Origin of the sequence: Cellulomonas sp. HD19AZ1, from assembly GCF_004535805.1 — a bacterium.
Lineage (GTDB): Bacteria > Actinomycetota > Actinomycetes > Actinomycetales > Cellulomonadaceae > Cellulomonas > Cellulomonas iranensis.
In genome coordinates this window covers 25,693-39,932 of record NZ_SPHX01000007.1, presented here as the reverse complement: position 1 = coordinate 39,932, position 14,240 = coordinate 25,693, and the positions used below count along the sequence as shown (strand labels likewise).

Genomic DNA, 14,240 nt, shown 5'->3' with positions numbered 1-14,240 from the left:
GACACGGGCCCCCGCGCGGCCCCGGCGGGCCGTGCGTCAGGCCGTCGAGCGGGGGTCGTCGGCGGGCAGCGCGACGCCCGTGCGCCGCTGCGCCGCGACGACGAGCTCGCTCATCGCGGCCTGCACGAGGCGCCCCGCGCGGTCGATCGCCTCGCGCCGCGACAGCCCCTCGCCGGCGACGTCGACGGGGTCGCCGATCTCGACGTGCACGTCGCGCCGCAGCGGCGGCAGCCCGCGCACCGACTCCCCCGTCAGGCGCGTCCCGAGGATCGCGACGGGTACGACCGGCGCGTCGCCGTGCACCGCGAGCCACGCGGCACCGGCCCGCACCTGCTCCGCGGTGCCGCGCCCGCGCGTGCCCTCGGGGAAGATCCCGACGGCACCGCCGCGCCGCAGGACGCCGAGCCCGGCCTGCAGCGCGGGCCGCCCCATCGCACGGTCCACGGGGATCTGACCCGCGGCGCGCAGCACGGCCCCGACCGGCCCGTGGAACATCTCCTGCTTGACGAGGATGTGCAGGGGCCGCGGCGCGACGCCGATGAGCAGCGGGCCGTCGAGCAGCGTCACGTGGTTGGCCGCGAGCACGACCGGCCCGCTGCGCGGCACGCGCTCGGCACCGGTGACGTGCGTGTCCCACACGACGCGCGCGAGGAACCGCCCGACCCACCGGGCCCACGCGGGCCCGGCGGCCGACGGCACGTGCGGCGCGTCCGCCACGTCAGCCCCGCGCGGCCAGCGTGCGCTCGACGACGCCGAGCACGGCGTCGACGGTCTGGTCGAGGTCGAGCGCCGAGGAGTCGACCGTGACGACGCCGTCGGCGGCCGTGAGGAACTGCGCGACGGCGGAGTCGTCGGCGTCGCGGCGCACCACCTGGTCGCGCGTCGCCTCGACGGCCGCGGCGTCGTCCGAGCCGTGCACCTCGCGCGCGCGGCGCGCGAGGCGCGCCTCCTCGCTCGCGGTGAGCAGCAGGCGCACGTCGGCGTCCGGCGCGATCACCGTGGTGATGTCGCGGCCCTCGGCGACGATCCCGCGGCCGTCGGCCCACGAGCCGGGCTCGCACTGGAACGCGATCTCCGCGCGCTGCCGACGCGCGAGCTCGGCGCGCACGTCGAGGTTCGTCGCGACCGCGCTCACGGCCGTCGAGACCGACGTCTCGCGGATCGCGGCCGTGACGTCGATCCCGCCGACCCACACCTGCGGCCCGCGCGGGTCGACGACCATGACGAGCACCATGTCGCGCACCAGGGCCGCGACGGCGCCGGTGTCGGCGAGGTCGACGCCCTCGTGCACGGCCCACCACGTCGCCGCGCGGTACATGGCGCCGGTGTCCAGGTACGCGAGCCCGAGCCGCTGCGCGACCCGGCGGGACACGCTCGACTTGCCCGACCCCGACGGCCCGTCGATCGCCACGACGATGCTCAACTCACCAGCCTCCATCCCCGAGCGGTCAGCTCGGACTCCAGGTGCTCGGCGCGCGCGGGCAGCACCGAGATCGCCGCCATGCCGACGGCGCGGCCCGCCGCGTGCTCGAGCTGCAGGTCCTCCAGGTTGACGCCCGCGGCGCCCACGTCCCCCAGCAGACGCGCGAGCTCGCCGGGCGTGTCGGGCACCAGCACCGACACCACGGCGTACTGCTTGTGCGCGCCGCCGTGCTTGCCGGGGATGCGCGCGGCGCCCGTGTTGCCCTCGGCGATGGTGCGCGCGATGGTCGCGAGCGCACCGAGCTCGACGTCCTCGGGCCCGGTGGCCCCGGCCGCCCGGTCCAGCGCGTCGACCACCACGTCGAGGTCGGCCCGCAGCGCGACGAGCACGTCCCGCACCGCGGCGGCGTTGGCGGCGAGGATCGACGTCCACAGGGCCGGGTCGGACGCCGCGAGCCGTGTCACGTCGCGCAGCCCCTGGCCCGCGAGCGCGAGCGCGGCGTCGTCGGTGCCGCGCAGACGCGCCGCGACGAGCGACGACGCGAGCTGCGGCACGTGGGACACGGCCGCGACCGCGGCGTCGTGCTCGTCGGCCTCCATGACGACGGGCACCGCACCGAGGTCGACCGCGAGGTGGCGCACCGCGAGCAGCGCGTCGTCGCGCGACGTGCCCGAGTCGGTGATGACCCACGGGCGTCCCACGAACAGGCCCGGCACCGCCGCCGACGGGCCTGAGCGCTCGCGCCCCGCCATGGGGTGCGACCCGACGTAGCGCGACAGGTCGGCGCCCGACGCGCGCAGCTCGGCGAGCACGTACCCCTTGACGCTCGCGACGTCCGTGACGACCGCGTCGGGGTGGGCCGCGAGCGCGGCCCGCACGGCGTCGGCCGTCACGTCGGGGGGTGCGGCGACCACGACGAGCGCGGGCGCGGCCGACCCCGGGGCGACGGGTGTACCCGCGCCGACGTCGCGCGCGAGCGCGAGCGCCGTGCGCGACGGGTCCTCGAGCTGCACGTCCACGCCGTGCTGCGTGAGCGCGAGCCCGACGGACGCGCCCAGCAACCCCGTGCCGACGATGCGCACGGGGCCGACCGTGGCGATGCTCACATGCCCACCGAGGTCATGAGGGAGCCCAGCTCGGTCTTCGACAGCACGCGCGTGCGCCCGGGGCGCAGGTCGCCCAGGCGGATCGGGCCGATGCGCGTGCGCACGAGCTTGGTCACGGGGTGCCCGACCTCGTCCATGAGCCGGCGCACGACGCGGTTGCGGCCCTCGTGCAGGACGACCTCGACGAGGCTCGCGTGGCTCGCGACCTGCACGACCTTGAAGTCGTCGACCGTCACCGTGCCGTCCTCGAGCTCGACGCCCTGCTTGAGGCGCGTGCCGAGGGACTCCTTGACGCGGCCCTGCACCTCGACGAGGTACGTCTTGGCGACGCCGTGCGAGGGGTGCGCGAGCCGGTGCGCGAGGTCGCCGTCGTTGGTGAGCAGGATGAGGCCCTCGGAGTCGGCGTCGAGACGGCCGACGTGGAACAGCCGCTCCTCGCGGTTCGCGACGAACTGCGCGAGCGCGGGCCGGCCCTCGGGGTCGTGCATGGTCGACACGACGCCCTTGGGCTTGTTCAGCGCGATCGTGATGAGGGAGCCGTCGAGCTGCACGCGCATGCCGTCGACGTGGATCACGGCGCTCTTGGGGTCGACGCGCACGCCGAGCTCCACCACGAGCTGCCCGTCGACCGTCACGCGGCCGTTCGCGATGAGCTCCTCGCACGCGCGCCGCGAGCCGAGACCCGCGGTCGCGAGCACCTTCTGCAGGCGCACGCCCTCGGGGTCGTGGACGTCCACCGGCTCGGCCGCCGGTGCGGGCCGGCGCTGGGGGCGGCGCGCGCCGCCGGCCCCGCCGCCCGTGGTGCCGCGACCGCGTCCCGGACGCCCGGCTCCTGCCGCGCGCCCACCTCCGCGGTGCCCGCGCGCGTTCGTGCCGCTCATCGTCCGTCCTCCCGTCCGTCGGTCGTGTCGACGCCCTCCAGCGTCTCGATGTCCGGCAGGTAGGGCGCCAGCGGGGGCAGCTCGTCGAGGGTCGACAGGCCGATCCGCTCCAGGAAGTATCCCGTGGTCCCGTACAGCACCGCACCAGTGACCGCGTCCTGGCCCACCTCGGCCACCAGGCCGCGGGTCGTCAGCGTGCGCATGACGCCGTCGACGTTGACGCCGCGGACCGCGGACACCTGCCCGCGGCTCACGGGCTGCCGGTAGGCGACGACCGCGAGCGTCTCGAGCGCGGCCTGCGTGAGGCGCGCCGTCTGGCCGTCGACGACGAACCGGCCGACGACGTCGCCGTACGCGGGGGCCGAGTAGATGCGCCAGCCCTCGCCCGCCTGCCGCAGCTCGAAGCCGCGCGGCCGGCCGCCGTGCTCGCCGCGGTACTCGGCCGCGAGCTCGGCGAGCAGCTCGTCGACGCGCGCGGTCGGCAGCGCGAGCGCGGTCGCGAGCCGCACGGCCGGGATCGGCTCGTCAGCGACCATGAGCACGGCCTCGAGCGCCGCGAGCGCACCGCCGGGCAGCGTGTCGACGTCCGGCAGGGCGTCGTCGGTCCCGGCGTCGGGGGCCGCTCCCGGTGCGGCGTCCTGCGTCTGGCGCGTCTGCTCGGTCACGTCACTACCTCCTCGTCGCCACCGGCACCCACCGCGACGGGTGCCTGCGCGGGCGCGTCCGCCGGCACCTCGCCGGCCTCGCGGTCGAAGTCGTCGGACACGGTCACCTCGCCCTCCTCGCTGCCGGTCCACCGCACGGTCAGCTCACCGAGCGGCACCATCTGGTCGAACGCGACCGCGCCCTCGCGGAACAGCTCGAGCAGCGCGAGGAACCGCACGACCACGACGACGGGCTCGGCCGCGTCGGCGGTCAGCGCCCGGAACGTGCTCGCACCGTGCTGCCGCAGCCGGTCGACCAGCACGGCGGCCTGCTCGCGCACGCTCACGACGGGCGCGTGCAGGTGGCTGAGGTCGACGCGCGGGGGCGGCGGCTTGGGTGCGAGCGCACGCGCGGCGAGCTCGGCGAGCCGCTGCGGGCCGATCTGGAAGACCAGCTCGGGCAGCAGCGCCGCCTGGTGCGGCTCGAGCTCGACGGCGCGCGCGAACCGTCGCGACCCCGCCTCGAGGGCGACGCCGAGGTCGGCCGCGACCTGCTTGTACGCGCGGTACTGCAGGAGCCGCGCGAACAGCAGGTCGCGCGCCTCGAGCAGCTCGAGGTCCTCGGCGTCCTCCACCTCGGCGGACGGCAGGAGCCGCGCGGCCTTGAGGTCGAGCAGCGTCGCGGCGACCACGAGGAACTCGCTCGCCTGCGACAGGTCCCAGTCGCGGCCGCCCTCGGCCGCGGCGCGCTCGGCCGCGCGGATGTGCGCGATGAACTCGTCGGTCACCTTCGACAGCGCGACCTCGGTGATGTCGAGCTTGTGCTTGGCGATCAGGCCCAGCAGCAGGTCGAACGGCCCGCTGAAGACGTCGAGGTGCACCTCGAAGCCGGTGGACCCGGCCGGGGCGTGCTCCTGCGGTGCGCTGTCGGCCGGCGCGCCGTCAGGCGGCGTCGCCACGCGCCACGAGCTCGCGCGCGAGCTGGCGGTAGGCCTCGGCACCGGCGTGCGTCGGCGCGTACTGGGTGATGGGCTCGGCCGCGACGGTCGCGTCGGGGAACTTCACGGTGCGGCCGATGACGGTGTGCAGGAGCGTGTCGCCGAACGCCTCGTGCACGCGCGCGACGACCTCGCGGGCGTGCAGCGTGCGGGAGTCGAACATGGTCGCGAGGATCCCGTCGACCTCGAGGCGCGGGTTGAGCCGGTCGCGGACCTTCTCGATCGTCTCGACGAGCAGCGCGACGCCGCGCAGCGCGAAGAACTCGCACTCGAGCGGGATGAGCACGCCGTGCGCGGCCGTGAGCGCGTTGACCGTGAGCAGGCCCAGCGACGGCTGGCAGTCGACGAGCACGACGTCGTAGTCGTCGAGCACGGGGCGCAGCACGCGCGAGAGCACGGACTCGCGTGCGACCTCGCCCACGAGCTGCACCTCGGCGGCCGAGAGGTCGATGTTCGCGGGCAGCAGGTCCAGCCCGGGGATCGCGGTCTCGCGGATGACCTCGTGGATGTCCGCGTCGCGCTCCATGAGCAGGTTGTAGACCGTGCGGTCGAGCTCGTGCGGGCTGATGCCGAGGCCGACCGACGCCGCACCCTGCGGGTCGAAGTCGACGATGAGCACGCGCCGCCCGTACTCGGCCAGCGCGGCGGCGAGGTTGATGGTCGTCGTCGTCTTGCCGACGCCGCCCTTCTGGTTGCACATCGCGATGACCCGCGCGGGACCGTGCGACGGCAGCGCCGCGGGCACCGGGAACCTGGGCAGCACGCGGCCCACCGCGTCGAGCGGCTGCTCGGTCGTCTCCTGCGTCATCGGCTCACCATCTGCTTCCCGCCTCGCCCTCCCGGGCCCACCACGCGGCACAACCTACCCGAGCGACGCGCCGTCACGACCACGACAGACCGGGCACGCCGCGATCCGCCTCAACGCGCACGCGGGTGGCTCGCGGCGTACACCTCGCGCAGCGTGTCGGGCGTCACCATCGTGTAGATCTGCGTCGTCGTCACCGACGCGTGGCCGAGCAGCTCCTGGACCACGCGCACGTCCGCACCGCCGGCCAGCAGGTGCGTCGCGAACGAGTGCCGCAGGGTGTGCGGCGACACGTGCGCGGTGTCGAGCCCGGCCCGCTCGGCCGCCGTGCGCAGCACCGCCCAGGCCGACTGCCGGCTCAGGCGCGCTCCCCGCGTGTTGAGGAACACGGCCGCGTTGCCGCGCCCCGAGGCCGCGAGCGCGGGACGCCCGCGCACGAGGTACGCCTCGACCGCCTCCGCCGCGAACGACCCGACGGGCACGACGCGCTCCTTGCGGCCCTTGCCGAGCAGCCGCACGGCCGACCGGCCGGCCGTGAGGTCGAGGTCGTCGACGTCGACGCCCACGGCCTCCGAGATGCGGGCCCCGGTCGAGTACACGAGCTCGAGCAGCGCGCGGTCGCGCAGCGGCACCGGGCCGTCGCCGAGCCCCGCGGCGTCGATGAGGCGCCCGACGTCCTCGACCGAGATCGCCTTGGGCAGCCGCCGGGGCTGCGCGGGCGGTCGCACGTCGGCCGCGGCGTCGGTCGGCGCGAGGCCGTCGAGCGCGAGGAACCGGTGCCAGCCGCGCACCGCGACCACCGAGCGCGCGGACGACGACGCCGAGAGCACGGCCCGCCCGTCGGACCCGGTGCGCAGCACGAGCAGGTAGTCCTCGACGTCGCGCTCGGTGATCTGCGACGGGTCGTCGCGCCCGAGCGCGTGCAGGTGCGCGACGTAGCGCGTGAGGTCGCGGCGGTACGCCGACAGCGTGTGCGTCGCGAGCCCGCGCTCGACCGACAGGTGCGCGAGGTACCCCTCGAGCGCGGACGTCAGACGGTCGGGCACCGGCGCGTCACAGCGGCAGGAACACGTCCACCGCGATCGCGACGGACAGCAGCGTGAGGTAGGTGATCGACGCGTGGAACACGCTCATCGCGCGCAGCGGCCCGCGCTGCGCGTCGTTCGCACGGCGCAGCAGCCCGATGCACGACCACAGGAACCACCCGCCGAGCACGCCCGCGACGACGGCGTAGACCCAGGTCATGCCGGCGACGGGCACGAGCAGCAGCGAGCACGCGATCATCGCGAGGGTGTACGCGATCATCTCGCGCGCGACCTTGGTGTCGGCGGCCACGACGGGCAGCATCGGCACGCCGGCCGCCGCGTAGTCGCGCCGGAACTTCATCGACAGCGGCCAGTAGTGCGGCGGGGTCCAGAAGAACACGACGCCGAACAGCAGGACCGCCGCCCACGAGACGCCGCCGGTGACGGCCGACCAGCCGATGACGACGGGCATGCACCCCGCGGCGCCGCCCCACACGATGTTCTGCGGCGTGCGGCGCTTGAGGATCATCGTGTAGCCGACGACGTAGATGAGGATCGCCGACCCGGTGAACAGCGCCGAGGCCGGGTTGACCGCGAACCACAGCCACGTGAGCGAGACGGCGCCCAGCACGAGCCCGAACACGAGCGCGGCGCGCGGCGTCACGCGGCCCGTGACGATCGGGCGGCGGCGCGTGCGGTTCATGACGCGGTCGATGTCGCGGTCGAGGTACTGGTTGAGCGTGTTCGCCGCACCCGCGGCGCCCGCGCCGCCGACGAGCGTCGCGACGACGAGCCCGAGCGGCGGGAAGCCCTGCGCCGCGAGGAACATCGTCGGGATCGTCGTGATGAGCAGCAGCTCGATGACGCGCGGCTTCGTCAGCGCGACGTACGCGCCCACCGTGCCGAGCACGCGTCGCAGCCCTGCGGCCTCCCGCTCCCCCGGCGTCGCGACCTCGTCGTGCGCGGCGCCGGCCGTCGCGTCGGGGGCGACGTCGGGGCGGCTCGCGTCGGGCGGCGACGGGGTGGAGAGGCGCACGTGCTTCGTGCTCCGTTCAGGAGGTCGGACGAGTCCGCCCGGGGGCGTCGTCGGTCCGCACGGCGGCGTCGCGACGAGGGCGGTGGGACCGAGGTCCCGCCCGCCATGCTACGCATGGTGCCGTCCCGGCGGGCGTCCTCGGCGTGCCCCGCGGCCCTGCGGCGACGTGAGATCGGTCGCACCGCCGCGTGATCAGGCCCGTCGCCGCGCTCCCACACCCGACGGCAAGCGATTGCCTTTCCGATGGGACGAGTGCGCGCGGTCCCACCGCCGCGCTATAGGCTCGACGAGGCAGAGGTCCCGTCCGACGGCGTGACGGGGATCCGCCGGGCGCGTCGCTCCCCGCGGCCGACGCCCGACGCTCGGAACGACGCCCCGCGCGTGCGGGACGGGAATGAGGTGCGGTGAACGCGAAGGCTCCCCTGGCCACGACGGTCGGCTGGTCCGACCTCGACGTGCGGGCGGTCGACACCGTCCGCGTGCTCGCGGCGGACGCGGTCGAGAAGGTCGGCAACGGCCACCCGGGCACGGCGATCAGCCTCGCCCCCGCGGCCTACCTGCTCTACCAGAACGTCATGCGGCACGACCCGACCGACCCGCACTGGCTCGGCCGCGACCGGTTCGTGCTGTCGGCGGGGCACTCGAGCCTCACGCAGTACATCCAGCTCTACCTGGCCGGGTTCGGCCTGGAGCTCGAGGACCTCGAGGCGCTGCGCACGTGGGGCTCGAAGACCCCCGGCCACCCCGAGTACCGCCACACGGCCGGCGTCGAGATCACGACCGGCCCGCTGGGCCAGGGCCTCGCGTCCTCGGTCGGCTTCGCGATGGCGGCCCGCCGCGAGCGCGGCCTGCTCGACCCCGAGGCGGCGCCCGGCGAGAGCCCGTTCGACCACTTCGTGTACGTCATCGCCTCGGACGGCGACCTGCAGGAGGGCGTGACGAGCGAGGCCTCGTCGATCGCCGGCACGCAGGAGCTCGGCAACCTCGTCGTGCTGTGGGACGACAACCACATCTCGATCGAGGGCGACACGCAGATCGCGTTCACCGAGGACGTGCTCAAGCGCTACGAGTCGTACGGCTGGCACGTGCAGTACGTCGACTGGACCGCCGGCGGCGAGTACCGCGAGGACGTCGACGCGCTGCACGCGGCCATCGAGGCCGCCAAGGCCGTGACCGACAAGCCGTCGTTCATCGGCCTGCGCACGCTCATCGCGTGGCCCACGCCCGGCAAGACGGACGACCACTCGTCGCACGGCTCGAAGCTCGGCGGCGAGGCGATCAAGGGCCTCAAGGAGGTCCTCGGCTTCGACCCCGAGAAGTCCTTCGACGTCGCGCCCGAGGTCATCGCCCACACCCGGTCGCTCGCGGACCGTGCCGCCACGGCGCGCGCCGCGTGGCAGGAGAAGTTCGACGCGTGGGCCGCCGCGAACCCCGAGCGCAAGGCGCTGCTCGACCGCCTCGTCGCGGGCGAGCTGCCCGCCGGCTGGGCCGAGGCGCTGCCGCAGTTCCCGGCCGGCAAGTCCGTCGCGACGCGCGCCGCGTCCGGTGAGGTCCTCTCGGCGCTCGCGCCCGTGCTGCCCGAGCTGTGGGGCGGCTCGGCCGACCTCGCGGGCTCGAACAACACGACGATGAAGGGCGAGCCGTCGTTCCTGCCGGCGCACCGCTCGTCGCACGAGTTCGCGGGCGACCAGTACGGCCGCACGCTGCACTTCGGCATCCGCGAGCACGCGATGGGCTCGATCCTGTCGGGCATCCGCCTGCACGGCCTCACGCGGCCCTACGGCGGGACGTTCTTCACGTTCTCGGACTACATGCGCGGCGCCGTGCGGCTCGCGGCCCTCATGGGCGTGAACGCGACGTACGTGTGGACGCACGACTCGATCGGCCTCGGCGAGGACGGCCCGACGCACCAGCCGGTCGAGCACCTCACCGCGGTGCGCGCGATCCCCGGCCTCGCGGTCGTCCGCCCCGCGGACGCCAACGAGACCGCCCACGCGTGGAAGGCGACCCTCGAGCGCTCCGACGGCCCCGTCGCCCTGGTCCTCACGCGGCAGAACGTCCCGACGTTCCCGCGCGGCGAGGACGGCTGGGGCGCGGCCGACGGCGTCGCGAAGGGCGCGTACGTGCTGCGCGACGCGTCGACGGGCACGCCCGACGTCGTGCTGATCGCGACCGGCTCCGAGGTCCAGCTCGCCGTCGAGGCGCGCGAGACCCTCGAGGCCGCGGGCGTCGCGACGCGCGTCGTGTCGGCGCCGTGCCTCGAGTGGTTCGCCGAGCAGGACGAGGCGTACCGCGAGTCGGTGCTGCCGTCGTCGGTCCGCGCGCGCGTGTCGGTCGAGGCCGGCATCGCGATGTCGTGGGACAAGATCGTGGGCGACGCGGGCCGGTCGGTCTCGCTCGAGCACTACGGCGCGTCGGCGGACTACCAGACGCTGTACCGCGAGTTCGGGATCACCGCCGAGGCCGTCGTGGCCGCGGCGCACGAGTCGATCGCGGCGGCGCGTGGGGCGCACGCCCCGGCCGACTCGGCCGCGACGCCCACGCAGTCCGGCACGGGCGACCTGCCCGCCTGACGCACCACGCGGCGGGGCCGGCTCCAGCACCGGCCCCGCCGCGCACCACCCGCACGACCCGCACCACCGCTCGTCGTGGGACGAAGGGGAACGACCATGACCTCCAGCACCACCCCTGTACAGGCCCTGCGTGACGCCGGGGTCGCCGTCTGGCTCGACGACCTGTCGCGCCAGCGGATCGCGTCCGGAGGTCTCGCCGACCTCGTGCGGCGCGGCGTCGTCGGCGTCACGACCAACCCGACGATCTTCGCCTCGGCCCTCGCGCACGGTGACGCCTACGACGCGCAGCTGCGCACGCTGGCCGCCGACGGCGCGGCCGTCGAGGAGGCGGTCCTGCGGATCACCACGGACGACGTGCGCGACGCGTGCGACGTGCTGCGGCCCGTGTACGACGCGACCGACGGCGTCGACGGGCGCGTGTCGATCGAGGTCGACCCGCGGCTCGCGCGCGACACGGCCGCGACGGTCGCGTCCGCCGAGACGCTCTGGTCGGAGATCGAGCGTCCGAACCTGTTCGTCAAGATCCCCGCGACCCGCGAGGGCCTGCCCGCGATCACGGCCGCGCTCGCGCAGGGCATCAGCGTCAACGTGACGCTGATCTTCTCGCTGCAGCGCTACCGCGCGGTGCTCGACGCGTTCCTCGACGGGCTCGAGCAGGCGCGCGCCGCCGGGATCGACCTCGCGCCGATCGGCTCGGTCGCGTCGTTCTTCGTGTCGCGCGTCGACGCGGCGATCGACCCGCGGCTCGACGCGCTCGGCACCGCCGAGGCGGCCGAGCTGCGCGGCACGGCGGCGATCGCGAACGCGCGCCTCGCGTGGGGCGTCTACCAGGAGGTCGTCGCGGGCGAGCGCTGGCAGGCGCTCGCGGCCGCCGGCGCGAAGCCCCAGCGTCCGCTGTGGGCGTCGACGGGCGTCAAGGACCCGGCCTACCCCGACACGCGCTACGTCGACGAGCTCGTGGTCGCCGGCAGCGTCAACACCATGCCCGAGAAGACGCTCGACGCGGTCGCCGACCACGGCGCCGTGCGCGGCGACACGGTCACGGGCACGCAGGACGCCTCGGCGGCGCTGCTCGACCGCATCGAGGCCCTCGGGATCTCGATCGACGAGGTCACCGAGCAGCTCGAGGTCGAGGGTCTGGAGAAGTTCGAGGCCTCGTGGTCCGAGCTGCTCGGCACGGTCGAGGCCGGGCTCACGTCCGCCGCGTCGTCGACCGAGGAGGCCCGGTGAGCGGCGCCAAGGTCGGGCCCGACCAGAACCCGCTGCGCGACGCGCGCGACCGCCGCCTCCCCCGCATCGCCGGGCCCTGCGGCCTCGTGATCTTCGGGGTGACCGGTGACCTCGCGCGCAAGAAGCTCATGCCGGCGGTCTACGACCTCACCAACCGCGGCCTGCTGCCCCCCGGCTTCGCGCTGACCGGCTTCGCGCGGCGCGACTGGGAGACGCAGGACTTCGAGGAGGTCGTGCACGACTCGGTGAAGGAGCACGCGCGCACGCCGTTCCGCGAGGCGACGTGGCGCCAGCTGTCCGAGGGCATCCGGTTCGTGCAGGGCACGTTCGACGACGACGACGCGTTCGACCGGCTCCGCGAGACGGTCGAGGACCTCGACGTCACGCGCGGCACGGGCGGCAACCACGCGTTCTACCTGTCGGTGCCGCCGAGCTCGTTCCCCGTCGTCTGCCAGCAGCTCGCCCGCTCGGGTCTGTCGCAGCCGCAAGACGGCACGTGGCGGCGCGTCGTCATCGAGAAGCCGTTCGGCCACGACCTGGCCTCGGCGCGCGAGCTCAACGACATCGTGTCGCAGGTGTTCCGACCGGACGACATCTTCCGGATCGACCACTACCTGGGCAAGGAGACCGTCCAGAACCTGCTGGCGCTGCGCTTCGCGAACCAGCTGTTCGAGCCCATCTGGAACGGCAACTACGTCGACCACGTGCAGATCACCATGGCCGAGGACATCGGCATCGGCGGCCGCGCGGGCTACTACGACGGGATCGGCGCCGCGCGCGACGTCATCCAGAACCACCTGCTGCAGCTCCTCGCGCTGACCGCGATGGAGGAGCCGGTGTCGTTCGACGCCGAGGCGCTGCGGGCCGAGAAGACGAAGGTGCTGTCGGCGCTGCGCCTGCCGCGCGACCTCGGCAAGCACACCGCCCGCGGGCAGTACACGGCCGGCTGGCAGGGCGGCGAGAAGGTCGTCGGCTATGCCGAGGAGGAGGGTTTCAACCCGGACTCCACGACCGAGACGTACGCCGCGATCCGGGTCGACATCGACACCCGGCGCTGGGCCGGGGTGCCGTTCTACCTGCGCACCGGCAAGCGCCTGGGGCGGCGCGTCACCGAGATCGCCGTGGTGTTCAAGCGCGCGCCCCACCTGCCGTTCGAGTCGACCTCGACGTCCGAGCTGGGGAAGAACGCCCTCGTGATCCGCGTGCAGCCCGACGAGGGCGTCACGCTGCGGTTCGGGGCCAAGGTGCCCGGCACGGCGATGGAGGTCCGCGACGTCACGATGGACTTCGGGTACGGGCACGCGTTCACCGAGTCCTCCCCCGAGGCGTACGAGCGCCTCATCCTCGACGTGCTGCTGGGCGACCCGCCGCTGTTCCCGCAGCACGAGGAGGTCGAGCTGTCGTGGAAGATCCTCGACCCGGTCACCGCGTACTGGGCGAGCCACGGCAAGCCCGACGAGTACCGCGCCGGAACGTGGGGTCCGGCGTCGGCGGACGAGATGATGGCCCGTGACGGCCGGGCGTGGAGGCTCCCGTGATCATCGACATGCCGGACACCACCACCCGGGACATCAACAAGCGCCTCCTGCAGGAGCGCGACGAGGGCGGTGCGATCGCCCTCGGGCGCGTGCTGACGCTCATCATCGACGCCGACGCGCACGACCCCGAGGACGCGATCGAGGCGGCCAACTCCGCCAGCCGCGAGCACCCGTGCCGCATCATCGTCATCACCGAGGGCACCGAGGAGCGGCGCGCCAACCTCGACGCGCAGATCCGCCTCGGCGGCGACGCCGGCGCGAGCGAGGTCGTCGTGCTGCGCATCTCGGGCGGCGTCACGCGGCACCTCGACACGCTCGTCATGCCGCTGCTGCTGCCCGACGCGCCGATCGTCGCGTGGTGGCCCTACGACGTGCCGGAGAACCCCGCGGAGCACCCGCTGGGCCAGATGGCGCAGCGCCGCATCACCGACACGTCGACGTGCTCGCGCCCGAGCCGCGCGCTGCGGAACCTCGCGCGCGTCTACACCGAGGGCGACACCGACCTCGCGTGGACCCGCGCGACGCTGTGGCGCGGGCTCATCGCCGCGACGCTCGACCAGCCGCCGTACGAGCCCGTGCGCCGTGCCGTGGTCACGGGCGAGAGCACGCACCCCTCGGTCGACCTCATGGCCGCCTGGTTGGCGCACGCGCTGCGCTGCCCGGTCGAGATCGAGCGCGTCCCCGGCGCGCCGGCCATCACGCAGGTGCGGCTCGAGCGCGCCTCGGGCGACATCGTGCTGGACCGCCCCGACGGCAAGACGGCCGCGCTGCGCCAGCCCGACCAGCCCGAGCACCGCATCGCGCTGCCGATCCGCCAGCTGCGCGAGTGCCTCGTCGAGGAGCTGCGTCGCCTCGACGCCGACGAGGTGTACGGCGAGGTCCTGCAGAAGGGCCTCGCGCGCATCGACGCCTGACCCCACCGACGGGCCGCCCCGCGCCACCGCGCGCGCCGGGCGGCCCGTCGGCACCCCCGCGACGACC

The 14,240-nt window shown here is 74.7% G+C and carries 13 protein-coding genes; 4 read left to right on the top strand and 9 right to left on the bottom strand.

Going from position 1 to position 14,240, the window contains the following annotated elements; translation table 11 throughout:
- Nucleotides 1-36: 36 nt before the first annotated feature.
- From E4A51_RS15300 to E4A51_RS15260, 9 genes are all read right to left on the bottom strand, one after another.
- A complete protein-coding gene (locus tag E4A51_RS15300; protein WP_070318982.1) occupies nucleotides 37-717 on the bottom strand; it encodes a 1-acyl-sn-glycerol-3-phosphate acyltransferase in 681 nt (226 codons plus the stop codon).
- A gap of 1 nt (nucleotide 718) precedes the next feature.
- Nucleotides 719-1,438: a (d)CMP kinase gene (cmk, locus tag E4A51_RS15295; RefSeq protein ID WP_070318981.1), complete on the bottom strand. Its 720-nt coding sequence runs from the start codon at nucleotides 1,436-1,438 to the stop codon at nucleotides 719-721.
- Nucleotides 1,420-2,529, bottom strand: coding sequence for a prephenate dehydrogenase (locus E4A51_RS15290; protein ID WP_134852271.1), 1,110 nt, complete (start codon nucleotides 2,527-2,529; stop codon nucleotides 1,420-1,422). Before E4A51_RS15290 ends, cmk begins: the two co-directional genes overlap by 19 nt.
- Nucleotides 2,526-3,410: a pseudouridine synthase gene (locus E4A51_RS15285; protein ID WP_134852270.1), complete on the bottom strand. Its 885-nt coding sequence runs from the start codon at nucleotides 3,408-3,410 to the stop codon at nucleotides 2,526-2,528. Before E4A51_RS15285 ends, E4A51_RS15290 begins: the two co-directional genes overlap by 4 nt.
- The gene (locus E4A51_RS15280; protein WP_134852269.1) at nucleotides 3,407-4,075 is read right to left on the bottom strand and encodes an SMC-Scp complex subunit ScpB; all 669 of its coding nucleotides are present in this window, start codon (nucleotides 4,073-4,075) and stop codon (nucleotides 3,407-3,409) included. The genes E4A51_RS15285 and E4A51_RS15280 overlap by 4 nt, the downstream gene beginning before the upstream one ends.
- Nucleotides 4,072-5,013: a ScpA family protein gene (locus E4A51_RS15275; RefSeq protein WP_134852268.1), complete on the bottom strand. Its 942-nt coding sequence runs from the start codon at nucleotides 5,011-5,013 to the stop codon at nucleotides 4,072-4,074. Before E4A51_RS15275 ends, E4A51_RS15280 begins: the two co-directional genes overlap by 4 nt.
- Nucleotides 4,997-5,860, bottom strand: a complete 864-nt coding sequence (locus E4A51_RS15270) for a ParA family protein (protein WP_046528459.1) — start codon at nucleotides 5,858-5,860, stop codon at nucleotides 4,997-4,999. Before E4A51_RS15270 ends, E4A51_RS15275 begins: the two co-directional genes overlap by 17 nt.
- 110 nt (nucleotides 5,861-5,970) lie before the next feature.
- The gene (locus tag E4A51_RS15265; protein WP_087508225.1) at nucleotides 5,971-6,903 is read right to left on the bottom strand and encodes a site-specific tyrosine recombinase XerD; all 933 of its coding nucleotides are present in this window, start codon (nucleotides 6,901-6,903) and stop codon (nucleotides 5,971-5,973) included.
- Nucleotides 6,904-6,910: 7 nt separating this feature from the next.
- A complete protein-coding gene (locus E4A51_RS15260; RefSeq protein ID WP_134852267.1) occupies nucleotides 6,911-7,918 on the bottom strand; it encodes a heme o synthase in 1,008 nt (335 codons plus the stop codon).
- 404 nt (nucleotides 7,919-8,322) lie between these two features.
- On the opposite strand from E4A51_RS15260, the gene tkt reads away from it, so the two are divergent.
- From tkt to opcA, 4 genes are all read left to right on the top strand, one after another.
- Nucleotides 8,323-10,491 (top strand): transketolase, encoded by a 2,169-nt coding sequence (tkt, locus tag E4A51_RS15255; protein ID WP_070318975.1) that lies wholly within the window; start codon nucleotides 8,323-8,325, stop codon nucleotides 10,489-10,491.
- A gap of 96 nt (nucleotides 10,492-10,587) precedes the next feature.
- The gene (tal, locus tag E4A51_RS15250) at nucleotides 10,588-11,721 is read left to right on the top strand and encodes a transaldolase (protein WP_070318974.1); all 1,134 of its coding nucleotides are present in this window, start codon (nucleotides 10,588-10,590) and stop codon (nucleotides 11,719-11,721) included.
- Nucleotides 11,718-13,259 (top strand): glucose-6-phosphate dehydrogenase, encoded by a 1,542-nt coding sequence (zwf, locus tag E4A51_RS15245; protein ID WP_134852266.1) that lies wholly within the window; start codon nucleotides 11,718-11,720, stop codon nucleotides 13,257-13,259. The genes tal and zwf overlap by 4 nt, the downstream gene beginning before the upstream one ends.
- Entirely contained in the window at nucleotides 13,256-14,173 is a 918-nt protein-coding gene (opcA, locus tag E4A51_RS15240; RefSeq protein WP_070318998.1) for a glucose-6-phosphate dehydrogenase assembly protein OpcA, read from the top strand. The genes zwf and opcA overlap by 4 nt, the downstream gene beginning before the upstream one ends.
- Nucleotides 14,174-14,240 lie beyond the last annotated feature (67 nt).